Source organism: Marinomonas epiphytica (assembly GCF_054780655.1).
In genome coordinates this window covers 511,775-538,388 of the sequence record NZ_BAAGVX010000026.1, presented here as the reverse complement: position 1 = coordinate 538,388, position 26,614 = coordinate 511,775, and the positions used below count along the sequence as shown (strand labels likewise).

The 26,614-nt window shown below is 43.1% G+C and carries 22 protein-coding genes; 3 read left to right on the top strand and 19 right to left on the bottom strand.

Going from position 1 to position 26,614, the window contains the following annotated elements; genetic code table 11:
* Positions 1-44: 44 nt before the first annotated feature.
* From ACYVGZ_RS07595 to ACYVGZ_RS07565, 7 genes are all read right to left on the bottom strand, one after another.
* Complete coding sequence (locus ACYVGZ_RS07595) at positions 45-902, bottom strand: carbohydrate ABC transporter permease (protein ID WP_460753462.1); 858 nt, start codon at positions 900-902, stop codon at positions 45-47.
* Positions 899-1,747 (bottom strand): carbohydrate ABC transporter permease, encoded by an 849-nt coding sequence (locus ACYVGZ_RS07590; RefSeq protein WP_460753459.1) that lies wholly within the window; start codon positions 1,745-1,747, stop codon positions 899-901. Before ACYVGZ_RS07590 ends, ACYVGZ_RS07595 begins: the two co-directional genes overlap by 4 nt.
* 75 nt (positions 1,748-1,822) lie before the next feature.
* Positions 1,823-3,082, bottom strand: a complete 1,260-nt coding sequence (locus ACYVGZ_RS07585) for an extracellular solute-binding protein (RefSeq protein ID WP_460753456.1) — start codon at positions 3,080-3,082, stop codon at positions 1,823-1,825.
* 68 nt (positions 3,083-3,150) lie between these two features.
* On the bottom strand, positions 3,151-4,194 hold the full coding sequence (locus ACYVGZ_RS07580; protein ID WP_460753453.1) for a LacI family DNA-binding transcriptional regulator: 1,044 nt from the start codon (positions 4,192-4,194) through the stop codon (positions 3,151-3,153).
* 245 nt (positions 4,195-4,439) lie between these two features.
* Positions 4,440-6,203: a sodium:solute symporter family transporter gene (locus tag ACYVGZ_RS07575; RefSeq protein WP_460753451.1), complete on the bottom strand. Its 1,764-nt coding sequence runs from the start codon at positions 6,201-6,203 to the stop codon at positions 4,440-4,442.
* A 328-nt stretch (positions 6,204-6,531) separates the two neighbouring features.
* Positions 6,532-8,682: a heparinase II/III domain-containing protein gene (locus tag ACYVGZ_RS07570; RefSeq protein ID WP_460753448.1), complete on the bottom strand. Its 2,151-nt coding sequence runs from the start codon at positions 8,680-8,682 to the stop codon at positions 6,532-6,534.
* Positions 8,679-10,832 carry a heparinase II/III domain-containing protein gene (locus ACYVGZ_RS07565; protein WP_460753445.1) on the bottom strand — a complete coding sequence of 718 codons (2,154 nt, stop codon included), beginning with the start codon at positions 10,830-10,832 and terminating at the stop codon, positions 8,679-8,681. Before ACYVGZ_RS07565 ends, ACYVGZ_RS07570 begins: the two co-directional genes overlap by 4 nt.
* Before the next feature lie 256 nt (positions 10,833-11,088).
* Between ACYVGZ_RS07565 and ACYVGZ_RS07560 the strand changes: the two genes are divergently transcribed.
* Complete coding sequence (locus ACYVGZ_RS07560) at positions 11,089-11,685, top strand: TetR/AcrR family transcriptional regulator (protein WP_460753441.1); 597 nt, start codon at positions 11,089-11,091, stop codon at positions 11,683-11,685.
* Positions 11,686-11,703: 18 nt separating this feature from the next.
* On the opposite strand, the gene ACYVGZ_RS07555 is transcribed toward ACYVGZ_RS07560, so the two are convergent.
* On the bottom strand, positions 11,704-12,135 hold the full coding sequence (locus tag ACYVGZ_RS07555) for an Lrp/AsnC family transcriptional regulator (RefSeq protein WP_460753438.1): 432 nt from the start codon (positions 12,133-12,135) through the stop codon (positions 11,704-11,706).
* A 133-nt stretch (positions 12,136-12,268) separates the two neighbouring features.
* On the opposite strand from ACYVGZ_RS07555, the gene ctlX reads away from it, so the two are divergent.
* On the top strand, positions 12,269-13,192 hold the full coding sequence (gene ctlX, locus ACYVGZ_RS07550) for a citrulline utilization hydrolase CtlX (RefSeq protein WP_460753435.1): 924 nt from the start codon (positions 12,269-12,271) through the stop codon (positions 13,190-13,192).
* A gap of 70 nt (positions 13,193-13,262) precedes the next feature.
* On the opposite strand, the gene ACYVGZ_RS07545 is transcribed toward ctlX, so the two are convergent.
* The 6 genes from ACYVGZ_RS07545 to ACYVGZ_RS07520 all read right to left on the bottom strand — a co-directional run bounded on the left by ACYVGZ_RS07545 (position 13,263) and on the right by ACYVGZ_RS07520 (position 20,138).
* The gene (locus ACYVGZ_RS07545; protein WP_460753432.1) at positions 13,263-13,628 is read right to left on the bottom strand and encodes a methionine-R-sulfoxide reductase; all 366 of its coding nucleotides are present in this window, start codon (positions 13,626-13,628) and stop codon (positions 13,263-13,265) included.
* 161 nt (positions 13,629-13,789) lie between these two features.
* The gene (locus ACYVGZ_RS07540) at positions 13,790-14,221 is read right to left on the bottom strand and encodes a universal stress protein (protein WP_460753429.1); all 432 of its coding nucleotides are present in this window, start codon (positions 14,219-14,221) and stop codon (positions 13,790-13,792) included.
* An 11-nt stretch (positions 14,222-14,232) separates the two neighbouring features.
* Complete coding sequence (locus ACYVGZ_RS07535) at positions 14,233-16,836, bottom strand: TRAP transporter permease (protein WP_460753426.1); 2,604 nt, start codon at positions 16,834-16,836, stop codon at positions 14,233-14,235.
* A gap of 83 nt (positions 16,837-16,919) precedes the next feature.
* Positions 16,920-17,885 carry a TAXI family TRAP transporter solute-binding subunit gene (locus ACYVGZ_RS07530; protein WP_460753423.1) on the bottom strand — a complete coding sequence of 322 codons (966 nt, stop codon included), beginning with the start codon at positions 17,883-17,885 and terminating at the stop codon, positions 16,920-16,922.
* Positions 17,886-17,949: 64 nt separating this feature from the next.
* The gene (locus tag ACYVGZ_RS07525) at positions 17,950-18,804 is read right to left on the bottom strand and encodes a beta-keto acid cleavage family enzyme (RefSeq protein WP_460753420.1); all 855 of its coding nucleotides are present in this window, start codon (positions 18,802-18,804) and stop codon (positions 17,950-17,952) included.
* Complete coding sequence (locus ACYVGZ_RS07520) at positions 18,801-20,138, bottom strand: aspartate aminotransferase family protein (RefSeq protein WP_460753417.1); 1,338 nt, start codon at positions 20,136-20,138, stop codon at positions 18,801-18,803. Before ACYVGZ_RS07520 ends, ACYVGZ_RS07525 begins: the two co-directional genes overlap by 4 nt.
* A gap of 108 nt (positions 20,139-20,246) precedes the next feature.
* Between ACYVGZ_RS07520 and ACYVGZ_RS07515 the strand changes: the two genes are divergently transcribed.
* Positions 20,247-21,146 carry a LysR substrate-binding domain-containing protein gene (locus ACYVGZ_RS07515; protein ID WP_460753414.1) on the top strand — a complete coding sequence of 300 codons (900 nt, stop codon included), beginning with the start codon at positions 20,247-20,249 and terminating at the stop codon, positions 21,144-21,146.
* Here ACYVGZ_RS07515 and ACYVGZ_RS07510 read toward each other — a convergent pair.
* The 5 genes from ACYVGZ_RS07510 to ACYVGZ_RS07490 all read right to left on the bottom strand — a co-directional run bounded on the left by ACYVGZ_RS07510 (position 21,139) and on the right by ACYVGZ_RS07490 (position 26,604).
* Complete coding sequence (locus ACYVGZ_RS07510) at positions 21,139-21,825, bottom strand: hypothetical protein (RefSeq protein WP_460753411.1); 687 nt, start codon at positions 21,823-21,825, stop codon at positions 21,139-21,141. The genes ACYVGZ_RS07515 and ACYVGZ_RS07510 overlap by 8 nt on opposite strands.
* 8 nt (positions 21,826-21,833) lie before the next feature.
* Complete coding sequence (locus tag ACYVGZ_RS07505) at positions 21,834-22,769, bottom strand: SMP-30/gluconolactonase/LRE family protein (protein WP_460753409.1); 936 nt, start codon at positions 22,767-22,769, stop codon at positions 21,834-21,836.
* 77 nt (positions 22,770-22,846) lie between these two features.
* A complete protein-coding gene (locus tag ACYVGZ_RS07500) occupies positions 22,847-23,959 on the bottom strand; it encodes a substrate-binding domain-containing protein (RefSeq protein ID WP_460753406.1) in 1,113 nt (370 codons plus the stop codon).
* Between the two features lie 63 nt (positions 23,960-24,022).
* Complete coding sequence (locus tag ACYVGZ_RS07495; RefSeq protein ID WP_460753404.1) at positions 24,023-25,069, bottom strand: ABC transporter permease; 1,047 nt, start codon at positions 25,067-25,069, stop codon at positions 24,023-24,025.
* Positions 25,070-25,107: 38 nt separating this feature from the next.
* A complete protein-coding gene (locus ACYVGZ_RS07490; protein ID WP_460753401.1) occupies positions 25,108-26,604 on the bottom strand; it encodes a sugar ABC transporter ATP-binding protein in 1,497 nt (498 codons plus the stop codon).
* Positions 26,605-26,614 lie beyond the last annotated feature (10 nt).

The window sequence follows — 26,614 nt, the reverse complement described above, 5'->3', positions numbered from 1 at the left end:
ATTTAATTCCTAGTAGTTCTTTTAATCCGTCGCTTTAAACGGTTCTAGCGGTTAGCAATTCCCCACATACTGAAGAGATACTTTCTCACTACAAATAAGAAAAGTAAGGCTGGTACAATTAAAATAAGCCCGCCGGCAAACTTCACCTCAGCCGGTGATGAAGACAAACTCTGCACGAGAAATGCCGTTAATGTTTGGTTGTTAATTGTTAGCACGGCTGCAGCAAACACTTCATTCCAAGAAATCACAAACGCAAATACAGCGGATGCGGTCAAACCAGGTAATGCCAAAGGTAGAACCACTTTCATAAAAGCCTGCCAGCGATTACAGCCTAATACCCAAGCCGCTTCTTCAAGCTCAACAGGTATCCCCATAAACAAGCTTGACGTTATTAGAACGGCGAATGGCAACGCTAAAGAGGCATGCACTAAAGACAAACCAAATAATGTGTCATCAAGTCCTACATTGATAAATATCACAGCCAAAGGTAATGCTAACAGAGGCATTGGAAAGGCCCTGGTTAGCAATATCAGCATTCTAAAAAGATCTTTCCCACGAAACTCAAATCGCGCTAATGCATAACCCGCTGGCGTACCAAGCCCAATAGAGATTACCATTGTGAACAGCGCGGCAATCAAAGAGTTAGTCAGTGCATCTAATACGCCGTAGTAGTTCATGAAGAAACTGAGGGTTTCTAAATCGAACTCAGGAATAAAAGATTTCGGCCACCCATTTACCACTTGCGCAGAGCTAAATGCACTCACGGATAAGAGGTAAATTGGGAAAGCAATCCAAGCGACAATAAAAGCAGTGCCACTGATAAATAGCCACTTCCAAACTTTTTTACGGGTATGCTCGGCCTTAATTTCTTGTTCAACTAAGGCATCTATTGACTCACTCATACCTGCGCCTCCTTAGGAACACGTAACACTTTCAAATAAAACAAAGTAAAAATGGCAGATAGCACGAGTATCACAACAGCGTAAGCTGCCGCCGCTCCTGAGTCTTGATACTCAAACGCCCAATTGAATGCTTCCCCCATTAGAACTGGCATATTGGTACCACCAAGCAACATAACAACGGCAAACACTTCAAATGCTAATAGTGTCCGTAAGATCAAAGCGGTTTGTAGACTAGGCCGAAGCAAAGGCAGAGTGACCTTCCATAAGCGCGTCCAAGCGTTGGCTCCAAAAATTTCCGCTGCTTCATAATATTCCTTTGGTATTAAACCAATACCTGACACAATTATGACTAACAAAATCGCTGTCGCACGCCATATTTCTGCAAACACAATCGCCACAAAAATAGCCACGGGATTGTTATAATTTAGCCAGCTTTCCGGGCCATCGATCACACCTATTGAGAATAAAAAGCTATTTAAAAAGCCATTTTGATCAAGCAGTGCCAACCAAATAATTCCTGCGGCCAAATCGGAAATACCTAGTGGAATAGTCCAAATATATAAGACAGTATCTCTACCCTTTTTCATTTTCGTGATCATCAGCGACATCCCAACTGCCATACACAATTGAGTAGGAACAACGACTAACGTTAGCAACAAGGTGTTCTTCAATGACGGGAGAAAGTTAAAATCATTAACGATCGTGTCAAAGTTAATTAGACTCAATTCATTATTTGTGTCAGTAAAAGCTTGCACAAAAACTTCGACAAAGGGGTAAATAAAAAACACCAACAAAAACAATATACTTGGTGCAATTAATAGATAAGGATAAGATTTTTTATTCATAAATATTCCGCGGGCCTGTTAGAGTAAACGAGTGTGATCTACTGACGCCTCAGTAGATCACGGTCTGTTCTTCTATTAGTTAACAGGACATACCCCTTCACTCGGCGCATCTGGCGCCCAACACGGTGCATCTGCTTTTTTCATAATAGAAGCCAGCTGCTTAGCTTGACGATCTAGAATCTGATCAATGTTGGCATTGCGTAATACAATTTGTTGGAACGTATCTTTGTAGACTTTACTAAAACGCCCACTTAGATCTCCTAAGCCAACAGGCAGCATGGAAGGTAAAGCATCAGCGGAACTTGCTTGGGTTGAAATCGCTTTACCAGCAATTTTGACATTGGAAGGAAGGTCATCAGGTAATGAGACCTGCGCTATAGGGTAAAAACCTGTTGCTTTTAAGGTTTTAATTTGCACCTCTGGCTCAGAGAGATACTTGATTAGCTCTGCGGATTGAGCACGGTCAGGTGTTCCTTTAGGAATCGCCAAACCAGCAATCACAGGCATAAAACCTCGACCCGCTTTCGCCGCTGGAGCAGGGAAAGCGACAAAGTCATCTGGGCGTTGATCAAAAGCGTCTTTAAGACGAGCCGTGTGATCAAATGCCACCCATACTTCCTCTGTCAGCAAAGGCTCTTGCATTAAGCTATAGGCTGTTGACCTTGGGTTAACATTTTGCCAAGTGTCTCGAAACCATTTCCACATGGCTTTTGCATCGTCACTACGAAACTCTGTCACAACAGAGTTAGTGAATGAGGGGTATAGGTAACCCTGTAAAAATCGATGAATTAGGCCCTTATCACCTGCTGGGAAGCCTAATTTAGCACTCCCGGTTTCTGCCTTTAATGTTGCAGCCCACTGGGCTAACTCATCATAGCTTAAGGCATTAATGTCAGCACCCTCTGGTAAGTAAGGCAAGGCTTTCTTATTCGCAGCCATAATGTACGTTGCTTGCATCCAAGGAATGTACTTTTGCTCACCAGTACTTAACTCTCCAAGTTGCGACATTGTTTTATTAGCAGCAATCTCAGGCACATCAGCCAGTACATCATCAATAGAATCTAGTGAATCTTTAATTTGTGGAAACTGCCCGTGTAGTGCACCTAAAACGCCTAGAGAGATCGAGTTCGCTCTGGTTTCAGCCTGAATACGGGAAAAGAATGGTCCTGCTTCTTGCGGCAGAAATTTGACTTCACCATCGAAATTTATCAATACATCATTTCTCATAGCATCCGCTTCTTTCAAAGGGTTTGCTTGAGTAGAGTAAAAAATCAAATCGCTAGCTGACGCTACGGAAGATCCTAATAGAATTGGCAAAATTAATTTTTTTATCATTTTCAGGGTCCTATTTTTTATCATTGTTATAAGGTTCAATCTTGTCCATCTAGAGAGATGAACGCTTGCTACAGCAAGTTGCTTGACACAAAGTCCAAACAACTGGTGTCTCTTTCGACCAACTTGTACTTAATAAGCTTGTGCCGCGGTACAACCACATGGCCATTCAACTCAGTTTGTAAAATACTAATAATGGACTGACTATGATCATCCATAGAGGTTTTAAGTGTGGAGATGCTTGGCTCGCCGATTTGCGACAAAGGCAAATCATCGCAACCAATTACTTGAATATCTTTGGATGGGTCTAGCCCTAACTTTTTCGCTGCCTTCACTACTTGAAATGCAATTACGTCCGAGGCACACACAAAACCAGTAGGAGGTGTGGCACTTTTCAATAAGCTAGTCGCTAGGTTAAAAGCGTCTTTTTCGACAATTTCCATAGTGTGAATATCAGAACTTAGCCCAGCTTTACTCATTGCCTCTTCATACCCTGCTACTCTTAATTTCGCGGTATAAAAACGTTCTGGCAGATTAAGCAAAGAGATTTTTTTATGACCTTTATTAATTAGGCTTTGTGTTGCCTCTCCAAACCCCGCACTGGCATCAGTATCAATCCAATTATGAGTATCCGCATCTTGCGTGCGTCCATGAGTGACAAAGGGAACACCTCTTGATTTCAGTAGCTCAACACGTGGATCAAATTTTCGAGTTCTTAACACGACAAAAGCATCTACTCGCTGGCTGTCAATGAATCGCTTATAGGTAACCAGTTCTTCTTCACCTTCAGGTGCATAGGAAATAATTAGATCAAGTGCTGGGTTATGAGCATATAAAGCTTGCCCAAAATGCATTAAGAAGTGACTTAGAAAGTGGTCGCGCATATCACCGTAAGGAACAGGTAACAGAATGCCTATCGCATTACTTTTGCCTGTAACCAAGCGACGAGCGGCTAAATTTGGAACGTATCCAAGCTCATCTGCTGCCTGTTGAATACGTTCACGGGTCTGAGGATTAACATCATTGTATCCTGCCAAGGCACGAGACACCGTGGTTACAGAGATATTTAAATGCTCAGAGATCGACTTTAAAGTGACTTTATTTTTCTTATTCATATCGGTTTTCTTTTATCCGAAACGTTTCGGATAAATATAGACCAAAACGTTTCGGATCACCAATAAAAACATATACTTTTTTGTTAATAAACAACACTGTAATGTTCTAAGGAAAAAGAGTGGGAATTAACTTATTGTTTTTATTAAAAAACAAAACACTGTCTAAACCAATTATTAAACAAAAAAAGCTCAGCGCCTTTTAAAGCGCTGAGCTTTTTCTTTCAATTTTTCGCTTCAGGTTCTACTCAAGACTCTTGAGAAGCAGCCTCTACTGTATCATCTACCGCTTTAACCAATAACAGGCCAACTGTAAGCACAATGGCACCACAAAGCAGGAAGACGCAACGCCCCCAGAATGGGTTTGGAATAATGAACATTCCCATTACCCCAACCCCAGCAACGGCAATCAAGGTACCAAGCATCTTACGCTGCTTGTTATCTAGCGCTTTTTGAACACTACCTTCTGAGACCAGCGGAGTGGCCAGGTTGTTAAAGAATAGATCAACATCTTTCTGACGCTCTGCCGTCAATGGCTTATAGAACAAGGTTGATAGCATGAAGAAACCACCCGTGAAGACAATGTGCCCTAGCAAGCCAATCGCAACCTTAATATCTGACCACTCACGTTTTGTTAGTTCCTCTAAACCTAATACGTTTTGTACAAGCTCAGGAGTAATCACGAAACCAACATAGTAAGAAACAAAGCCACCCATTACCAAGGTACCCCAACCCGCCCAGTCAGGAGTCTTCTTGATAAAGAAGCCTAAGAACGCTGGAATGGTCATTGGGAAGCCAATCAAGGCACCAACATACATCATGGTGTCAAATAAGCTTAGCCCTTTCAAAGAGTTGATAAAGAGTGCGATTAAGATAATGGCAATACCAAATATGGTCGACATTAGCTTGGATACAAACACCAACTCTTTCTCTGAAGAATCAGGGCGTACAATTGTTTGGTAGAAGTTCTTAACGAAAATACCAGAGTTTCGGTTAAGACCTGAGTCCATAGAAGACATGGTTGCTGCAAACATAGCTGCAATCAATAAACCTACCATACCGGCAGGCATGTACTGCTCTACAAAGTATAAGTAAGAGAAGTCAGCGGCTTTCTTACCAGCATCTGGATAGATAGCGGCAAGATCAACACCTTGACCCGCAACAAACCAGCTTGGCATGAACCAGATTAAAGGCCCCATAGTCATTAAGACACAAGCCAATAATGCGGCTTTTTTAGCATTTTTAGAGTCTTTTGCAGCTAAGTAGCGGTACGAATTCAGCATGTTATTGGTAATACTGAATTGCTTGAAGAAGATAAATACAGCCCAGATACCAAAAATACTCATGTAATTTAGGTTATTACCAGCTAGGAAAGTACCGCCTTCTTGAAGAGGGAAGTTATTGATAATCTCACCAACACCGCCACCTTTAACAATTGCCACGGCCGCACAGGTAATGGTAACCGCCATGATGATGACCATCTGCATAAAGTCAGATGCAATAACCGCCCATGATCCACCGGTTACCGACATAACCAATACAACCAAACCCGTAATGATGATGGTTGTTGTCATGTCTACACCAAAGATACTTGAGGCAATGATCGCCAAAGCATTCAGCCAAACCCCTGCTGAGACGATACTGTTTGGCATGCTTGACCAGGTAAACACCTGCTCATTTTTAGAACCAAAACGCATCCGGATCGCTTCAATAACGGTAATAACACGTAGCTGTCTGAATTTAGGGGCAAAATACAGGTAGTTCATAAGATAACCAAACGCATTGGCAACAAAAATTACTGCCACTGCAAAGCCATCGTTGTAAGCTTTACCTGCCGCACCCGTAAAGGTCCAAGCACTGAATTGAGTCATAAAGGCGGTCGCCCCTACCATCCACCACAACATATTACCGCCACCGCGGAAATAATCACTTGTAGTACTTGTAAAGGTACGGAACATCCAGCCAATCGTGATTAAGAATAGAAAGTATATTCCTACAATGAGAGTATCCATCGCGTTTCCTATATTATTTTTGTAATCGTTAAGTCATATCTGCAATTAAGTAATTTAATAATACAAATATAAAAATCCCATTCTACCCCCCCGGATAGAATGGGCACAGCCAATTAACCTGCCAACATCAGTTTCTGGCTGTTAATGTCTACTAGAGTAGACGATAAAGAATGAACAAAATGTCACAAGATAACGGATCGTCTAGCAAGTGTCATTTTGTAGTAAAATAATACAAATAAAAAAGGATATATTTCAAGCTTTTTTATGTTATTAATTTGTTGGCTTTCACATTAAACTGCGCCCAAATTCACTCGAGCGCAGCTACTCTTTATAAAATCGCCATCGCACCTTGCCAAGAAAACTCTCCGCGAGTCGTCTTAACCGTATGCGACTGTTTCTGATCCACATCCGTCAGATTAGAAACACCAAAACGATAGTAGTTGCCAGTAACTGTAGCTATCTCAATCACTGTGCCTTGCTCACTTTCGCCAATAACGTCAATGGTTTCAACCTTACCACGGGCGTTGTCAGACGCTTCAATAGACTCATTAAAATAGCCATGAGTTTCCAGCACTGAAGCAAAGCAATGATTAGCTCCTTTCTGGCGCAGTATGAAGGCTGGTTCTGTCCGTAAGTTGAAATCAGGGTCATTGGCACCAATACGAGTAAAAATCACTTCACTGCCCGCAGGTGCGCTGGCAACCAAACTATAGTAACTGGTATCGTGCAACCAACTTACCAAGCTGCTGCCAGTTACAGCCCCACTCGCCACCTTCCAAAGGTGTTGATAACCGTAATCTGAACCTAGCGGTTTCAATTTTTGCTCAATCTGGCAATCAAAGTCAGTGCGGATAACCTGACCAAGAAAGTGGAAAGGTAAATCGTATTGATGCTCTTGGTCACTTAAAATTCTGTAAACATCAATAACCAATGGCTTTTCAAATTCTTCTAGGTCAGCCAGCAACACACTTCGCTGCATTACGACGCCCGGATAGTAGTCCTCGATAACCGCACTGGCTCCTTGAAAGTTTGGGTTGTCTGTCTCGAAGAAGTGCTTACGACCAAACTTAGTTTCCGCTAAAGCAGTGTTAAAATCATTTTGCGTTTTACCATCCACCGTTACTGTATTATGTGCAACAGTTTGTTTGCAGTAGCTTTTGTTCTCAGGAATGTATCTCCCACCAAATTTTGGTTCGACATTGACCCAGCGCCCAAAGCCATAATCTTGTAAAACTTCGTGACCACGGTTAAAAACACTCAGATGTAAGCCGTCATAATGACCATGATCTAATGCAGAATGATATTGATGATCTGAACCATGCTGACCAAACCACAGCAATACCATGGTGTCATCATCTTGTTTGTCTCGGTGACGCAGTATACTCACACCGCCTTTTTCCCCTTTAGGGCCGTCACTCAGTAACACACTTCCCCACGAAAATGGCTTGATCTCTTGCGCACTGGATACAGCATCAGATAAAGCTGCACCTGAGCTATGAACCCAAACATTCTGCTGATGGTTTGCCATACTCACGAGTGTCTCAGTTTGCTCATAACGGGCAAAACACACACTAGTCGCGATAATAACCCCCTCATCATTAATGCTGATGGTTTTGGATGAGTCATTAAGAGCCGGCAATCGACCATCAGGGAAAGCTGTGGCCATAACAGCATAGGACGTCGTTTTAATAATAGAATTGTTGTAACGATAAATGCCTAATTCAGGCTGGCGGCGTTCAATCGATTCTGCAAAAAGGAAAATAGGTCGCAGGGAGAATCTATGGTAATAAGGCCCTTCCATGTAATAACCATCGGGTGAAAAAAGGTTATCTAATTGAGCGAGGAAGCCCCCTGATTTACTGTCTAACTTTAAGCCATATAAAGCTTTATCCACTGATGACTGATCGTTTATCGCATAGCCACATATCCCAACCGCAGCCACAGCCCACAAACCATGGTTATGAACAATGTCGAAATCATGACCATAGGTCACTACGAACATATGAATCATAGGTTTAAACAAGTCTTCTGTGATCTTATTTTTCTGCTCTTCAGATAAAGTATGGTATACACAGCTGTAGGCACAAGAAGCGTACAGCATCCACATATTTTCATTGAGTGTTTGATGAAACAACTTACCCGGCGGATTCGTATCTCGGCTGGTGTTATCTTCAAGGCTCGGATACACCTCAGCATATTTCAATAATAAGGTAACAACAAAGTCGCGATAGCTGTCTTTTTTCGTGATCAGAAAAAGCCGTGCAGCTGTATCCATGATGATGTAATTTTGCTTATGGCGGTTATGTTCATAACCACCTGCTTCACCGTGCCCAGGCACTTCAATACCAACTTGCTCAATATACTTTTCTACTTTGGCAATATCACGACTTAGCCCTTGACCTAACAAGGTGTCTTGTCCCAGTTGTGTAGCTAACTGTGCAGCCTCTTCAAAGCTTAGTAGTAATGGCTGATAACTCATAATTCGTTCCCTTGGCATTTTGCCTCATTAATCAATTTGTAAGGACCTTCCCAGCTATATTGCGTGCCATCACAAGTCAGAGTATGGCGGGTTTGAGAGTCAACATTCGGCACGTTACTTACTAACAGAGTGTAAAGAGCGTTTTGTGAGGATATTTCAATGGCTGAAGCCTCCTTGTTATACCCCAAAACACGAACACTAAGGACTTGCCCACGCGCCTGTGTAGACTCTTCAAATTCTTCGTTAAAGTAGCCGTGAGTTTCCAATACAGAAGCAAATAAGGTGGTCTGACCTTGGCTTCTTAAGCTAAACGCATTTTCTTTGCGCAGGTTAAAGCTTGGATCGTTCGCGCCAAGCTGAGTAAAGACTATTTCATCCTTATTATTAGCATTAGAATTGGAGCTGGTACCATGCCAAGTATAATAGCTGTTACCTTGTAACCAGCTGACCAAGCTACTTTCTGGTGCCTCACCCGAGGCTAATTTCCAAAGATGTTGGTAGCCTTGATCTTCTCCCCATGGGGTAAGCTCGTCTTCCGCAACATAACTAAAATTGGTACGTACAATTTGCCCTTCATATTGATGGCTATAGTCATAAGTGTGCTCTTCATCGCTGGTTAATCGAAATAAATCCACTAGCAAAGGAGCAGTAAACTCATCGCTTTTCAGCATAAAAACACTACGCTGCATAGGTACTTTATCGTAATGTTCATTAGCAAAAGCGCTCATGGCAACCAATTCAGAGCTTTCAATAAAAAAGTGAGGCGTTCCATGCACAGCGTCCGCTTTCTGCACGTCAAAACCATTTTGACTGAGCTGATCAATAGTGACTAGGTTGTGAGCAATAGTATGGCGAGCATAAGACACATTCTCGGGTAAATAGCGTCCACCAAATTTTGGCTCAACGTTAACCCAGCGGGCAAAACCGTATTCACGCAGTACTTCTTGGCCAGAGCTGAAGAAACTAATGCCTAACGTATCAAAATGGCCATGCCCCATCCCATGCTGTCCATAGGACATAAGCAGCTGACTGATGTTCCCCTTGCCATCGTCGGCACGTAGAATACCTATTGCCCCTTTATCACCATTCTCACCTTCTTTTAGTTCAACACTGGGCCAGTGAGGCGTTGAAATTTTACCAGAATGTTTGGCAACCGCGTGCTGTTTTGAGAGTGACAAGCCTGTACCATGTAGCCATACACCGCCCTGAAGTTCAGCCATGCCAATGACGTTTTCATCGCAAGCATAGTGATCACTCAAGACACTCAGAGCAACTTGTACTCCCGCATCGGTTACGCCCATGGTTCTAGAAGCGTCATTGAGTGCTGGAAAAGCCCCGTTAGGGTAAGCCGTGGTTAATAAAGCATTCACTGTGCGCCCTATGACCCCACCTTTATATTGATAGATTTCCACCTCAGGAAAGTGACGATGAATTACTTCGGCAAAAAGACAGGTCGGATAAATGGCATACCTGTGATAGTAAGGCCCTTCAAGATAGTAACCAGCAGGCGAAAACAATTTAGATAACTGGGCCAAGAAACCGCCTGAGCCGTTATTTTCTTTGCCGTACACAGACATTTTTAAATAATCCGGCTTACCTATCGCAACACCACATATACCTACGGCAGCCACCGCCCAAATACCGTGATTATGAATACGGTCGAAATCATGGCCATATTTAACGGTAAACATGTCCAGCATAGGCTCAAACAAGTTTTCTATAATATGGTTTTGCTGCTGAGCCGTCATAAGGTGAGCAACATTGGAATAAGCAAGACTACTAAACAGCAACCAACAATGCTCATTTAAAATTTGATGAAAAAGACGACCTGTTGGATTAGTGTTTTTTTGGACGTGAAAACCAAAAGAGAGATACTTATCGGCATACTCCGATAACAGTGAAACGACAAAATCTGCGTATTTTTTTTGCTCTGTCACTAAAAATAAGCAACTCGCCATATGCAGGTATTTGTAATTTTGCTTATGTCTATTGTGTTCATAACCACCCGCCTCACCGTGCCCAAGCACTTCTTGTGGTAAAGCTATAAAAGCATCTACTTCTTTTATATGCTCTGAAATAGTGTTCCCCATTAGTGTATCTGAACCGAGTTCAGCGCGAAGTTGTAGCACTTCATCCTTAGTAAACAGCATTCAAAAGCCCCTTTACTGGTTGGTATTTTTAATATTTATTAATGCTATTGTAATACAAATATTAAAAAACCAACACTACGCCCCCATTTGTTACCTTAATACGCACTATAACGAGTCATAAATGGTTTATAAAAATGAACTAGTTAAGCCAGAAATTACGTTTAGCGCCTTTTACTCACAGATAACTTACCCTAGTATCTGAGCTTTCTTAGAGGTAAAATTGAACACTTGCTCAACCTCAATCAGGTATTAACAAATGAGATCACAAACAAAGTTTGACCGAGAAGACGTCATCCAGAAAGCCACCCACTTATATTGGGAAAAAGGGTTTCATGGCACTTCCATGCGCACGCTTCAGGATGTGATTGACATGCGGCCTGGCAGTATTTATGCAGCCTTTGGTAGTAAAGAAGGGCTCTTCAAAGAGAGCTTGAATTATTACTTACAGCAGGGCATCAAGGAGTTGCATCGCAGCTTAGCCAATGCAAAATCTCCTCTGCGGGGGGTAAAACAATTTGTTCGCCAACTTGTCATTTGCGATGACGGTTCCCAGCCCAATAATATTTGTATGCTAACGAAAACCATTGGGGAGCTTACCGAAGAAAATGCAGAGCTGTTAGAGGTGGCCAAAGCCGCCTTAAAGAAAATGGAAAACGAGTTTGCCAACGCCTTAGCTAAAGCCCAGCAACAAGGTGAACTTGAGCCCTCACAAGATTGCGATGAACTAGCACGATTTCTTCAAATACAGATCGCAGGAATGCGAATGTATGCAAGGCTGAATAATGACCCTACCCCTCTCGCTAAAATGATAGAAGAGATATTCGCCCAGTTTTCCATCAGCAAACCGAGTTAAGCCCAACGGTTAAAGTGCTTAAGACATGGTTGATAGTAGAATGCTTGTTTCGCTGTTTAAAATACCGTCTACTTCACGAACTCTACGCAGCACCTGATCAAACTCTGCTAGGCTGGTCGTCTGCAATTCCGCAACTAGATCCCAAGCTCCATTAGTGGTGTGTAAGCGAACTAATTCCGAGATACCTCGCAGCTTTTTGATGACCTGAGACGTTGAATGCCCTGCGACTTCTATCATCATAATGGCTCGCACGGCTTCTTTTTCTACTTCTTGATGAACTTTAACAGTAAAGCCTGATATTGCTCCGTTAGACAACAAGCGATCTAAACGATTTTGGACAGTTGCTCGCGAGACTTTAAGTGTCTGCGATAAATAAGAAATTGAAGCCCGACCATCCTTACGAAGCTCAGAAATCAAGGCACTATCTAGTGTGTCGTAAATGTATGGCATGCATCAACCTATCGAAATGATAAAAACACCTTATCAAAGTGTATAAAATTAGATTATTTTATATAAAAAAGTGACATTTTAATCAACATTTGTCTGCAATAACATAGAGCCTTAATTTAATAGGAAGGTTACTATGTCTCATTCTAAAGTTGTTAACTCTCATCTCTATAATCAGGCACCTGAAGCGATCGTGATGGTACGCCCTCATCATTTTCAATCTAACACTCAGACTATGCAGGACAACGCCTTTCAAAAAACCTGCCTGTCTCTGGATAGTGCCCGAGACGCTTACCAAGAAGTGACCAGAGCCGTCAGTAAACTTAGACAGTCAGGTGTGCAAGTACATTTATTTGAAGACAAAAAAACCCTTACTCCAGACTCAGTATTCCCAAATAATTGGTTTAGTACTCACCATCAGGGCAGTTTGATCAGCTATCCAATGTACGCAGAAAACCGCCGTAATGAATACCGACAAGACATTATTGATTTCATCAAGAAAGAGTACAATTTCACAGACCTCGTGGACTATCGAGGCTACGCTGAACAAGGGCTGTTTTTAGAAGGAACAGGCGCCGTTGTTTTTGACCATGTTAATAGAGTTGCTTATGCCGCACGATCTAAGCGTTGTGACCAAGTATTGCTTGATAAATTATGTGCTCATATCGGCTACGATGGAGTACTTTTTGATGCTGCAGATGAGAACGGTGTCGCTGTTTATCACACCAACGTATTAATGTGCATGACTCGACATTTTGTCATGATATGCATGGACATGGTCAGTGAGGAAGACAAGCCAAAATTGCAACAGCATTTTCAACAGGCAGGTTTATCCATTATTGAACTTTCTATGGAACAGATTAGCCAATTTTGCGGTAATGCCATCGAACTAGAAGGAGATACTCTTTTATTGGCCCTATCACAAACAGCTTATGAGGCTTTAACTAGCGAGCAGAAAGGTAAAATAGAACAAACTCATGCTTTATTACCTTTAGCGGTTCCGACAATTGAGTCTGCTGGCGGGTCAGTACGTTGTATGATTGCCGGGGTTCACATTTAACGAAGAGCCATTTTCAACTGAACACTTCCTTGTGTAATTATCAGGCTAGGTTGTTTACACTAAGAGCACCCTAGCTAGGAATAAATTTCATTGATACCGAGTTCACACAGTGACGAAGGTTTTTTGAGGTTAAACCTTCCCCTTCAAACACATGTCCAAGGTGGCCATCGCATTGCGCGCATAGGATCTCAGTTCGGCAGCCATCTGCGTCGACCTCTCGTTTTACTGCTCCCGTTATTTCATCATCAAAGCTGGGCCAGCCACAATGAGACACGAACTTATGTTCTGACGTATAAAGCGGTGCCTCACACTGTCGGCAAACATACACCCCCCCTTCCATAGTATCTGTATATTCACCGCTAAACGGTGGTTCCGTTCCTTTATTGAGAATGACATGGGCTTCAAAGTCCGTCAGATCATTATAAGATTTCGTCATGTTCTTCTCTCTGCCTGTCTGAAAAAATATTCCTTAATCTACCCTGTTGTTAAGAAGGTTGACAAGTTTTTGAGTACTCTCTCTTCTAGCTTGCACAAAAAAACCGCACTTGAGCATTGTTTACAACAAACTCTCGTGCGGTTTTTATGCTGTTTGCTGAATTAGCCTTTAACAACCATCACAGGCATACTCGCTTGGCTTACTACTTTGGTCGCTATCGACCCTATCATAACGCTACCAACACGAGATTGCTTATGGCTAGCCATGACAATAGCTTCAACCTTATACTCATTGGCAACCTTTAATATGGATTCAGCAGGCTTACCTTCAACGACTTTGATCGTGCAGTTTTCAGCATCTACTGGTAAGTCTTCATTAACAAACTCAGTAAGCTTTTGATGAACAGTGCGAACCGCTTTATCAAAGCTGCCTGGTTTAAAATAGCTGCCCACAATAGGCATTTGATAGCCTGCTAAAGCCGTCAGCAAGATCAAGTTCCCACCAGGCTTTAGAACATGCAAAGCATGCTCTATTACCTTGTCGGTATAGCCTTGTTCAGCCAAGTCCACAGGAACAAGTACCGAGTTATACATGATATTGCTCCTTATACCGCCGCTCTATGAGAAGGGCTCGCCATCCGTGCCTGCTGAAGCTTACGAATCACCAGCAGTAACAAGATCGCAGGAATAAAGACAAGTTCTTTCGGTGGTCGATCCGACTCAACTTCAAGCCCTCGAATTTCCCAACCAAAGTCGATTCCCGCTTTCGCTGCTGGGCTATCGAAGTCCACATAATCCACGGTCCAGATATCATCGACTTGACTCATATTTAAACCTAGAGATTGCAATCGAGCCATACCATCACCCGCAGCATTAGTAAGCTGTAGCGGTACGGTTTTGCTGATTTCATCCCCTTCTAATGTCACACCTTCCACTTGCAACTGAATAAAGCCACCATTTTCCAGACCTTCCATTTGCTCAATCAAAGCGGAGCTAGGTAGGTGTGTTTTTGGCTCGTAGACCATGTCCCACCAAAAACCAGGACGGAATAATGAGAAGGCAATCAGCACAAGCACCATAGACTCCCAAAACTTGCTCTTCACTAGCCAGTACCCTTGAGTACCTGCCGAGAAAACAAGGATGGCAACAATCGCACTCACGACGGTCAGAACTAAGTCAAAGAATGACCCAATGCCAATCAACAATAACTGAGTATTATAGATAAACATAAATGGTAGAATGGCGGTTCGGATATCGTAAATAAAACCTTGAATACCGGTCTTAATTGGATCATCACCACTGATTGCGGCCGCGGCAAATGCCGCCAGACCAACGGGAGGCGTATCATCAGCAAGGATACCGAAGTAGAACACAAATAAGTGAACTGCAATCAAAGGGACGACCAAACCATTTTCGGCACCTAATGACACGATAACAGGCGCCATCAAAGTAGATACCACAATATAGTTGGCCGTTGTTGGTAGCCCCATCCCTAACACGATACATATAATAGCCGTGAAGATAAGGATTAGAATCAGGTTACCACCCGAGATAAACTCGACAAACTCAGTCATCATTTGACCTAAGCCTGTTAAGGTAACCGTACCAACAATAATGCCTGCTGCTGCGGTAGCAATACCTATCCCGACCATATTACGAGAGCTGGTAATCATGCCATCAACAAATTCATTCCAACAAACTTTAAATTGCGACGCCCAATTTTCCTCTTTACGGAACCAAGACTTTATAGGTCGGTGGGTCAGTACCACCGCTATTAAGAAGGCCACCGAATAAAAAGCCGATTGCTGAGGGGAATACTGTTTCACCGCTAGAGCCCATAGCAATACCACGATAGGCAATGAGAAATACAAACCAGAATATACAGTCGGTTTGGTTTCCGGCAATTTGTCTAGCGTAATACTGGATTCGTCATCGGCCAAATCAGGGTATACAGCAGAGAGCTTAACTAAGGCAAAGTAAGCCGCAATGATAGCCGCTAACATCACAATAGTAGCGGCACTACCTAGCATGGCTTCAAGCATGGTTGAACCATAGTACACCACGATACCTAACACCATTAGAATGGCGGTGATGCTCACCCAAGACAGCATACGCTGAGCAAAGGTAGGCTTATGCAAGCGCTCTATGCCCTGCATATTGAGCTTTAAGGCTTCTAGGTGAACGATGTAAACCAAGGCTATGTAAGAAATAATAGACGGTAAAATCGCATGTTTGATTACTTCAATATATGGAATCCCCACGTATTCCACCATTAAAAAAGCTGCCGCCCCCATAATGGGTGGAGTAAGCTGGCCATTAGTTGAAGCCGCTACTTCAATCGCCCCCGCTTTCGTTCCTGGGAAGCCCACTCGCTTCATCAAAGGAATAGTAAACGTACCGGTTGTCACAACATTGGCAATGGATGAGCCTGAAATGATACCACTTAACCCGGAGGCTACCACTGCGGCTTTGGCCGGACCGCCACGCATGTGCCCTAACAAGGAAAAAGACACCTTAATTAGGTAATTACCTGCGCCAGCTTTATCTAGCAATGAACCTAGCAATACAAATAGAAATACAAAAGCAGTGGATACCCCAATAGCCACCCCGAATACACCTTCTGTGGTAATCCACTGGTGAGAAGCGACTTTATTTAAACTTGCGCCTTTGTGCGAGATCACATCTGGCATGTATTGCCCAGCGAAAGTAAAAGTTAAAAACACCAAGGCAACGACCACTAATGGTGGCCCTAAAGAGCGTCTTGTTGCTTCTAATAAGGTAAGTATGCCCACTACAGCAACGGCCACATCGGCAAAAATGGGCGCTCCCATTCGGTTCGCAAGATCGGCACGGAAAACTAGTAGGTACAAACAGCAGCCAGAGGCGGCTAACGCTAATAAAATATCAATTACAGAGGCAGAGTCTTTACTTGAGCTTTTTGCGGCCGGAAATAAGAAAAAGGCTAGAAACGTCGCAAAAGCCAAGTGAATGTATTTTGCTTGGTCTTCGTTAAAAGCCGCAAAATCAAGCATAAATGGCAATGGTGATGCATACCAAAGTTGGAACGCAGCCCAGGCGATCAAAACTGTAGTAACGATGGTGGCCATTTTGCCGTGGAACTGTCGGCTGCCGGTTTCTGAGCTTAAAAACTCATCAGCAACGCTAGTCGCTTGCTCATTATTTGAGTCGGATAAATGTTTTGAAGTCATAGAAGCTATCCTAAAGCGATTCAAAAAAACACAGGGGCATTTCTGCCCCTGATATCTTGATGTAATAAACGAGGTTTATTTAATTACATCAAGCCTGCTTCTTTGTAGTACTTAACCGCACCTGGGTGCAATGGTGCACTAAGACCATCTTTTACCATTTCTTCTTTCTTCAAGTTAGCAAAAGCTGGGTGTAACTTTTTGAAAGTATCGAAGTTTTCAAACACCGCTTTAACAATGTTGTAAATCACTTCATCAGAAACATTAGTTGAGCTTACGAAAGTCGCACCTACACCAAAAGTATCAACGTCGTCAGCGGAACCTGAGTACATGCCACCAGGGATAGTAGCAGTACGGTAGAAAGAGTTATCTGCCACTAGCTTATCAACTTGCTTGCCAGATACTTCTACTAATACGCTGTCACAAGAAGTCGTTGCTTCTTTAATTGAACCACTTGGGTGACCTACAACGTAAACCATGGCGTCGATTTTGTTATCACACAATGCTTTAGACTGCTCTGACGCTTTCAATTCAGACGCCAGTTTAAAGTCATCCATCGTCCAACCGTATTCTTTCATTAGCACTTCGATTGTACCGCGCTGACCAGAACCTGGGTTACCTACGTTGACACGCTTACCTTTTAAGTCTTCAAAAGACTTGATACCAGAATCAGCGCGAGCTACTACAGTGAATGGTTCTGGGTGAACAGAAAATACCGCACGAAGATCTTTAAATGCGCCCTTGTCGCTGAACTTGCTAGTACCATTGTATGCATGATATTGCCAGTCTGACTGTGCAACACCCATTTCTAATTCGCCTTCACGAATCGTATTGATGTTGTAAATAGAACCACCCGTACTTTCTACACTACAACGAATGCCATGCTCTTTACGAGAAGCGTTCACTAGACGACAAATAGAACCACCTGTTGGGTAGTAAACACCTGTTACGCCACCGGTACCGATGGATACATATTGCTGAGCTTGTACAGGAACAGCAGTAAATAACGTGGCAATACCAGCACCTAACAATGCCGACTTAAGCTTTTTCATAGGTCATCCCCTTAGTTATAATTTGAAGCTTGTTTTGCTTACTTTTTATTACACTTTTTCGTGTTTATGCAAAGGACAAGGCTTTCCTTGCGGCCTTAACATTCATAATTGCCCTACCACTTTTCTCTAGCGCATAAGACAAATCTTTTACTTGCTCAGCATTTGACTCAGCAAGTTGTGCATTTGCTTTGTGCAGATTATTTTCAAATCCGACTCTGACATCTCCCCCGTAGGAAGCTGCTTTTAGCAAACACTCTTGTTCTTTTACTCCGAAAGCGCACACTGCCCAACGGACATCATCTAATTGATCTATATAGTCTAAAAATGGGTCTAAGTCACTCGGCTCGGAAAGTTGTTGTTTATGATAACGCCCAAGCACAAACAATAAATGATGATGAGTATCCGGTAAAACACCTCGTTCCTTAAGGTCAAGATAGTACGATAATTGTTCTGGTGAATATACAATATATTGTGAAGTTATATGTTGCAATGTAAGCCAATGAAAAAATTCGCTTGCTGCTTGTTCATGACTTTCATCTGGAATCAGCTCAACTAAAGCAAATGAAGCGGCTTCAGGTCGAACGTTCCGTATCAGCGCCATTTGCTGATCAGGCGAATACACACCTACTGCTTCCGTTGTTAATTGAACAATAACCTGATCACCCAGTGCAGATTTTACCGCTTGGTAGACCTGCAAGTTATCCTCAATCTCTAAAGAGTGGCTACCATCACCTTTACGAGCATGGAGGTGCACCATACTGGCTCCGGCTCCCACACACTGACGAACTTCGTCCACTAACTCATTGACACTAATTGGTAAATTAGGATGATCTTGTTTAGTTTTACGAGCCCCATTTGGGGCGACGATTATAATACTTTCGCCTTTTATGTCACCCATTTTATTCATTACTCCTGTCATACTAGATATTCCTTCTGACAAACAGCTTCGATGCTGGTGGCCAATGTTTCAGCTAAATACATAATTTCATCTGGCTTAATAATGAAGGGGGGAGCAAGTAATACATGATGACCTTGCTCGCCATCAATGGTGCCAGACATGGGATAACACATTAACCCTAAAGACATGGCATGAGCTTTTATTTTTGCCTCTAGTCGGCTGGCTTTTGGAAAAGGCGTATTTTTACCTCGGTCTTGCATTAGCTCTATTGCTTGAAATAAGCCGCGGCCTCGAATGTCCGCAACAAACTCGCTGCCAGACAAGCAACTAGATAAGGCTTTTTGCAACAACTGCCCCGACTCCTGAACAAGCTGCATGGTTTGGGGTTGCTGTAAAATATCCAATACTGCCACTGAGCCTGCCGCCGCGACAGCATGCCCCATGTAGGTATGACCATGCTGAAAAAAGCCAGACCCATGCTCAATAGTTTGATGAATTTGGCTGCTGGCAATCATGGCCCCGATAGGTTGATAACCTGCGCCTAAGCCTTTGGCAATGGTAACGATATCCGCCACAATACCTTCTTGTTGTTGAGCGAAAATACTTCCAGTTCGGCCCATTCCACACATCACTTCGTCTAGTATTAATAACACCCCATATTGATCACAAATTTCTCGCACGCGCTTAAAATAGCCGGCCTCAGCAGTTACTGCACCTGCCGTCGCACCGACAACAGGCTCAGCAATAAACCCAATAACGCTTTCAGGTCCCACTTTTAGCAAGCGTTGCTCAAGTTCATTGGCCATTCTTTGTCCGTATTCAAAATGGCTTTCACCTTGCTCTAAACCATGAAAGGCAAAACATGGGCTAATATGCTCCACTGGCATTAATAAAGGGTCAAATGGCGCGCGTCTTAGAGCATTGCCGCCAACGGCTAATGCGCCTAAAGTGTTGCCATGGTAGCTTTGCCGCCGTGAAATAAAGGTTTTTCGCTCTAACTCACCTCGTTCAACAAAATATTGCCGTGCTAATTTCAAAGCAGACTCAACCGCTTCTGATCCACCAGATACAAGGTATACATGGTTCAAATCACCTGGAGCTAATTCTGCAAGCTTATTCGCTAACTGCTCTGAAGCTTCTGTATGAAAAAAGCCACTGTGAGCGTAACTCAGTTGATCTATTTGCTTATGTAATGCCTGCTGAATTTGCGGATGGTTGTGTCCTAGGCAAGATACGGCAGCCCCTCCACTCGCATCCAAATAAGACTTTCCAGTTTGATCGTATATAAAACTGCCTTCACCTCTTATTGCTGTTGGCAGGTTTGCATGGCAGTGGCGTTGAAAAATATGAGTCATGTTGCACTTCGTTTATTGGTTATTAAGTAAGCTAATCTAAGACCTATTTACCTAACCAAACAAACGATATATTCTCTGACCTCATGAGAAAAAGTAATGAGACCTAAAATGTCGAGCAAGCTACCGCCTTTAAATGCAATAAAAGCATTTGAATCTGCCGCGCGCAAATTGAGTTTTTCTCAAGCAGCATTAGAATTGAATGTGACTCAAGGGGCGATTAGTAAGCAAATAAAATTATTAGAAGCGCACCTACAAACAGCTTTGTTTGATCGTAATGCCAATGGCATTAGCCTCACCCAAGCTGGAAAACAGTTTCTACCTGGTATAATGCAGGCTCTACAGACCATACAAAGCTCCAGTGCACAATTACAGCAACAACACAGCCATGCCCAGCAGTTAAAAATAAACCTGATCCCTTCTTTGGCTACACTCTGGTTTATTCCTAGGTTAAGACAGTTAGCGGAGCGTTTCCCTGAGCTAACACTACAATTGGAAGTAGGAGATGGAGCCTTTCAGTTTCATCAACAAAGTGCGGATATAGCCGTTCGATGCTTGCCTTTATCCCTTACTCATGAACACGCTGTTCTACTGTGTAAAGAGAAATTAATTCCAGTTATTCATCCTGAACTAGCTCAACAGCACCCGCTTCAAAAACCAGAAGACCTATATGAGTATCCGTTAATTACTCACACTACGCGACCACAGCTCTGGCCGCAGTTCATGAGCCATGCAGTGCAAGACCTTTCCCATAATATTCAAGCTAAAGCTCAATACAGTCATGGTTTTGAACATTTTTTCTTATCATTGGAAGCGGCCAAGAACCAGCAAGGCGTTGCTCTTGTGCCTGATATTTTCGCGCATAAGGACATACAAGAAGGAAAGCTAATATCGCCACTGTCGCTGAGAATTAACAGTGGCTATGGATATTATTTTTTAAGCCCAAACCACCACCAGCTGGCTCCTGTTGTACAAGGCTTTAAAAACTGGCTGGTAAATGAGCTTAATTAATTGTTAACTCTAGGTAAGTTTTGCCCTCAGCAATCAGTTGGTTGTGCCCAGTACAAATGTTTAGATCCAGCACCCCATTCAAACTTCCTGTCATGAAATAGTATTCTTGCTCAGTATACCCACGACGCACGCATTCCATCATGCCTTCACGTAAGAGGGCCTGTTTGGATGGATAAAAGTCCGCATCAAGTGTGCTGTAGTCAAAGCGCTCTTTATTTCCTGCTTGTAACGAAAAATGAGCGTCTTGCAGCGTTTCTTCCGCAACAACAATGCCATAGTTGTAATAAAAATCGCAGGATTGATAGTTAGCCGAATTAATTTTAGGGCGCATTACTTCAACAGCCACCCTAGGCTCTGCCAACTTAACTTGTTCTTCTATTCGTTGTTCTACATCAGGGACACGGCATAAATAGGCAATTTCGATCTCAATACCGTCAAGGGGCTGACTTGCTAGCTCTTCACCTGCCGAGCTAAACAGTTGAAAATCAAAAATAGGAGAGATAATAATGAGTCCACTATCCTCCACCACTTTCCAACCCTTAATGCTAGCACCCGCTTCCACCAGCTGACGAATTAACAAATCTTGAGCTGCACAAATTTCGTCATAGCTTTGTGCAATTGACTCAAACTGCCCATTTTCAAATGCAGCTAGATGCGCTTGATAATCCTCATATTTCATAGTAAATCCTATTTAGTAACTCGATGACCTTGAGTATTTAGCTCAATGCGATAAATAGATGTGGAAGCAGTAATATAGAGAACCTCGCCTCCAAACTTAGCTCTGTTATCACGAGCAAAAGTACAATTAGACACCACTTCAGGCACAAAAATCTTCCCGAGTAAGGTGCCATCAGGGTGGTAAATTTGAATACTGTCTGCAGACGAAGTATATAACCAACCTTGAGTGTCAAGTCGAAAGCCGTCAGCCAGTCCAGGGGAAACCTCAGCAAAGCATCGTGGGTTTTCTAGCACCTTGTCCTGCGTTACATCAAATACCATAATGTGGTGATGCCCTGTGCCGTCTTTTCTTAACGCAGCAGAAGTATCCGCAATATAAAGCAAGCTTTCGTCAGGAGAAAATGCCAACCCATTTGGTTCTTCCATCACATCGCAGACAACCTCTAATTGCTGTGAAATGGGATCAAACCGATAAACGTAGTTACCAGCTTGTTCTGATTCGGCCTGATAGCCTTCATGGTTAGAAACAATCCCATAAGGTGGGTCTGTAAACCAAATGCTGCCATCAGATTTAACCACTAAATCATTCGGTGAATTTAAGCGTTTCTGATCATAGTGACTCACTAAGGTGGTACTGGACTTCGTCACCAAGTCGGTTTTAATAATTGCTCTAGCACCATGACTACAATGTAGTAAGTTGCCGTCTAAGTCTAAGTAATGACCATTCGTAAAGTTAGACGGAGCACGCCATTCACTCATTTTTTCATTGGCGCACCAAGTAAGAATTCGGTTGTTTGGAATATCGCTCCATAAAAGTCTTTGCTCGCTCTCCAACCAGACTGGACCTTCACTCCAAGCGGCCCCAGTACACACAGCCTCAAGCTCAGCCCCTGAAAAAAGAATGGACGACAAACGCTCATCATAGACTTCAATCGCACTCATCATAAAACTCTCTCTGCAAACCCAACAAACCATTTTAAGGAGGGTCAGAACAACCCTCCTTAAAATGCGCTAACAATCTGCTATTTCCAGATTGCTTTATAGTGCTCTCGATAATTATTATCCGGGTCAAAAATGTCGCTATCTCCCCCATCAAAAGCAATATTGTCAGGTGTCACAAGATGTACCGCCGTGGCATAGCCGCTATCTTTTTGACCTGCAAAGGCACGATTTAATTCATCTACCACTTGCCAACCATGCAAATTTAAAGGCTCAGGAACCGTACCCACTTGGTTATAATTTGCGCGTATACGTGCGTAAGCAGATTGACTACCATCACCCGCAGATAGGTTCTTAGGTAACTCATCAGCCGGCAACCCAGATGAGCTTAAAGAGGCTCCGATGTAATCAAAATACAGATCGTTAATGCCCAACGAGTGGGTCCATTTACCATAGTTTCTTTGTAGCAAAGACGTCGTTAATTGCGGCATGCGAGTAGAAGTATCAGATAAAGGTGTGTCCTCTACCGAAATCAGCGTACAACCACTACATTGTTTAATCACTTCCGCCATGGCATCAGACTTGGCGATAGCAACAGCATAAGCAGAATCCGTAAAGATCACGACGCCAGCTTTACCGTCTGACTCAGCCACCGCTGCTAACGCAGCAATCTCTGCCACATCATCAGCATCCGTTGTAATGTTTGAAAAGATGTTCTTTTCTGGAATGGGTCCTGGCTTGGCAGCCGAGTGCCAACCAACTACTTTAATGCCTTGAGCTGTAGCAGACTCTAACGCTGCCGCTTGTTCATTGACATCAAAGCCACCTAAGACAATACCATCTGGATTTAGGGCAATGGCCTGATTAAAGGCAGCCGTACGACCTGATACAGTACCTTGACCGTCTAGCACTCGAACTGTCCAACCTGTCCAACCTGCGGCCTCCTGTACGCCATTGCTTACCCCCAAGACTCCGCCATTTCGCATATCAGAAGCAAGAAACACTATGGTCTTATCTGCTAGAGCTTTCGGCCCAGTGGTTGGCCCATCCCAAGTGGTATAAGGCGCTGTTGCCGATTCCACTTTCGCTTTTGCCATCTCTAAAAAATTGTCTGCATGCACGGCGCCTGCCGAAGCCGCCAATACAACTGAAAGTGATAAAGCAGTTCGTTTAATCATTGCTTGATGCTTTTTCATATTAACCTCAATAGTGTTATTTTTTTTATTTACTAAGTGTCTAAAGCAGAATCATTGAATTTCTTAGTTCGTGTCTTTCACCTTGCGTTTAATTCGACCTCCTCGGCGTTGGGCATACCCTGCGATACCAATTGATATCAATAGAGTGGCTCCATTGAATAAGGGCTCGATATAAAAAGCCCCCCCTAATTGTTGAATACCTGAAATACCGACGGCGAGAATCGCTACCCCGATAATAGTACCCAGAACATTCACTCGACCTGGACGTATTGTCGTCGAGCCTAAAAAGGCCCCCACTAAAGCGGGCAATAAAAACTCCAGACCTACATTTGCCTGACCAATACGTAGCTTCGCAGCCAAAATGACACCCGCAAGAGCGGTCAACAGACCAGAGGTGACAAACGCACTGATGACATATTTACGAGAAGGAATACCGTTTAGATCCGCTGCACGAGGGTTAGCGCCAATAGCGTATAAACAGCGCCCGATAGGAAGTCTTTCGGTTATAACCCAAAGTAAAATTGCGATACCTAAGACATAAAAGGCTGGGGCAGGAAGACCAAGAAAGAAAGAGTTGGATATAGCATAAAAACTAGGGTCTAAAGCACCAATAACTTGACGACCGCCTGTGTACCAAAGCGCCACGGCATAAATCACAGTGCCCGTACCTAGGGTAGCAATAAAGGAATCGATTTTAGCCATTTCCACTAATAGGCCATTGAGTAAGCCAAAGATCATGCCGCAAACCAGTACAATCAATACCGCCGCTTGCCAACTCAGGCCAAGCTTGGTTTGCAGACTAATGGCTAAGATGTGCCAAAGTACAATTCCATACCCTACAGTCAGATCTATTTTTCCTGTTAGCATGGGCACCATAGCGGCCAAGGCTAAAATAGCGATTATGGATTTATCACTTAAAATAGACCGTAAATTCAACATGGTCGGAAAGGTGTCGGGTAACAACACGGAAAAGAAAACGATCAGCAACAGGGTTAACACTGGCAAACCATAAACAGGTAAGAAGCGCCCTATTTTAGCAAACAAGTTTTCATTCTCTGGCTTATCGTTATGATCAGGTTCTAACGCCGTAGATTTTATTGAAGTACTCATAAACTGTTCTCTTTCATTATTATTTTTTTAAGGAAGGATCACTGTCCATCCGCCGAGGCCAAATTAAGCATATTGGCAAAGGATATTTCACTTGCCGTTAACTCCTTATGTATCTGTCCCTTGCTGAACACATAACAGCGGTTACAGATCTTCTCTACTTCTTCAAAATCTGTAGAGACCACAATAACGGTTAAACCTTGTTTTACCGCCAGTTGTAGCAATTCGTATATTTCCGATTTGGCGCCTACATCGACCCCCGCCGTGGGCTCATCAAGAATCAAAACTTTCTTTTTTAAATTCAGCCAACGAGCAATGATAACTTTCTGCTGATTTCCGCCACTTAAATTTTCAATAGTTTGACTAGCGTCGTTCGGACGCACATCAAATTGATCAATTAAGGCTTTAGCTTGCGAAGATTCTTGCTGAAAATGCGATATTGAAAGCGGAGAAGAAGCTTGCAAAAGAGGGTTAATGAAAAGGTTGTCTTGAACAGACATAGACATGGCGAGGTTTTCACTACGTTCACCAGCGACATAGCCCATACCTTGCTTAATAGCATTTGATGTAGAAGATAGATCTAATGCTTTACCTGCTAACGACACCTCTCCAGAAAAAATCGGATAATCACCAAATAAAGCGCGCCCTATTTCACCTTGACCACCACCTCGCAAGCCAACTAAACCGAGGATTTCACCTTGATTAACATGGAAGCTCACCGGACCAATAAGACCAGCCTCTAACTCATTTATTGACATTAGCTGGTTAGCGTTAGAGTCTACTGGTAGAGCCTCAAACTCTTTTTGTTCAGACCCAACAATCAAAGCAACCAACTCTTTGCTGCTGACCCCTTGAGTTGGGCATTGAGCGACTAGATTACCGTCACGCATGATGACCATTTTATCGGATATTTCCATCACCTCATCGAGTCGGTGAGAAACATAAATCATACCGACCCCTTTATGGCGCAGGTCACGAATCACTTCAAAGAGCCTTTCTACATCTGCAGCGGGCAAACTTGCAGTGGGTTCATCTAGAATAAGAAGCTTTGCTTTACAATAAACCGCGCGGGCAATAGCGATCAGAGACTGCTCCGCACGAGTTAAGCGAAACACTCGGGTTTGCGGATCAATATCGGCATTTACCATGGCGAGGGCGTCAGCAGCACGCTGATTGGTTTTCTCCCAATCAATCATGCCAAAACGCTTCACATATCCCATAGAAAGCGCCATATTTTCTGCCACTGTCATCCAATCAACTAACCCTAAATCTTGATGAATAAAGGCAATTTCATCGTGGCTGGTTTCTTTTGGGTTAAAGGCTTTTTTCCGATACAGAATTTCTCCCCCATCGGCTTGATGTATGCCCGCTAACGTTTTAATGAGAGTTGACTTACCTGCGCCATTTTCTCCTAAAAGAGCAACAACACTGTGGCTATCTACATCAAAAGACACATCATTGACAGCAAGGTTACCGCCAAATTTTTTAGTGACATTTCGAAACGTCAATAACGTTTCGTTAATCATTTGAGTTGTCATCTTAAAACCA

Coding starts and splice junctions, on each gene's coding strand:
- ACYVGZ_RS07510 (WP_460753411.1), bottom strand. CDS start 21,825: ATGAAATATGAGGATTATCAAGCGCATCTAGCTGCATTTGAAAATGGG.
- ACYVGZ_RS07585 (WP_460753456.1), bottom strand. CDS start 3,082: ATGATAAAAAAATTAATTTTGCCAATTCTATTAGGATCTTCCGTAGCG.
- ACYVGZ_RS07490 (WP_460753401.1), bottom strand. CDS start 26,604: ATGACAACTCAAATGATTAACGAAACGTTATTGACGTTTCGAAATGTC.
- ACYVGZ_RS07525 (WP_460753420.1), bottom strand. CDS start 18,804: ATGACAGGAGTAATGAATAAAATGGGTGACATAAAAGGCGAAAGTATT.
- ACYVGZ_RS07535 (WP_460753426.1), bottom strand. CDS start 16,836: ATGACTTCAAAACATTTATCCGACTCAAATAATGAGCAAGCGACTAGC.
- ACYVGZ_RS07530 (WP_460753423.1), bottom strand. CDS start 17,885: ATGAAAAAGCTTAAGTCGGCATTGTTAGGTGCTGGTATTGCCACGTTA.
- ACYVGZ_RS07500 (WP_460753406.1), bottom strand. CDS start 23,959: ATGAAAAAGCATCAAGCAATGATTAAACGAACTGCTTTATCACTTTCA.
- ACYVGZ_RS07495 (WP_460753404.1), bottom strand. CDS start 25,069: ATGAGTACTTCAATAAAATCTACGGCGTTAGAACCTGATCATAACGAT.
- ACYVGZ_RS07565 (WP_460753445.1), bottom strand. CDS start 10,832: ATGCTGTTTACTAAGGATGAAGTGCTACAACTTCGCGCTGAACTCGGT.
- ACYVGZ_RS07595 (WP_460753462.1), bottom strand. CDS start 902: ATGAGTGAGTCAATAGATGCCTTAGTTGAACAAGAAATTAAGGCCGAG.
- ACYVGZ_RS07560 (WP_460753441.1), top strand. CDS start 11,089: ATGAGATCACAAACAAAGTTTGACCGAGAAGACGTCATCCAGAAAGCC.
- ACYVGZ_RS07590 (WP_460753459.1), bottom strand. CDS start 1,747: ATGAATAAAAAATCTTATCCTTATCTATTAATTGCACCAAGTATATTG.
- ACYVGZ_RS07520 (WP_460753417.1), bottom strand. CDS start 20,138: ATGACTCATATTTTTCAACGCCACTGCCATGCAAACCTGCCAACAGCA.
- ACYVGZ_RS07540 (WP_460753429.1), bottom strand. CDS start 14,221: ATGTATAACTCGGTACTTGTTCCTGTGGACTTGGCTGAACAAGGCTAT.
- ACYVGZ_RS07570 (WP_460753448.1), bottom strand. CDS start 8,682: ATGAGTTATCAGCCATTACTACTAAGCTTTGAAGAGGCTGCACAGTTA.
- ACYVGZ_RS07555 (WP_460753438.1), bottom strand. CDS start 12,135: ATGCCATACATTTACGACACACTAGATAGTGCCTTGATTTCTGAGCTT.
- ACYVGZ_RS07545 (WP_460753432.1), bottom strand. CDS start 13,628: ATGACGAAATCTTATAATGATCTGACGGACTTTGAAGCCCATGTCATT.
- ACYVGZ_RS07580 (WP_460753453.1), bottom strand. CDS start 4,194: ATGAATAAGAAAAATAAAGTCACTTTAAAGTCGATCTCTGAGCATTTA.
- ACYVGZ_RS07575 (WP_460753451.1), bottom strand. CDS start 6,203: ATGGATACTCTCATTGTAGGAATATACTTTCTATTCTTAATCACGATT.
- ctlX (WP_460753435.1), top strand. CDS start 12,269: ATGTCTCATTCTAAAGTTGTTAACTCTCATCTCTATAATCAGGCACCT.
- ACYVGZ_RS07515 (WP_460753414.1), top strand. CDS start 20,247: ATGTCGAGCAAGCTACCGCCTTTAAATGCAATAAAAGCATTTGAATCT.
- ACYVGZ_RS07505 (WP_460753409.1), bottom strand. CDS start 22,769: ATGATGAGTGCGATTGAAGTCTATGATGAGCGTTTGTCGTCCATTCTT.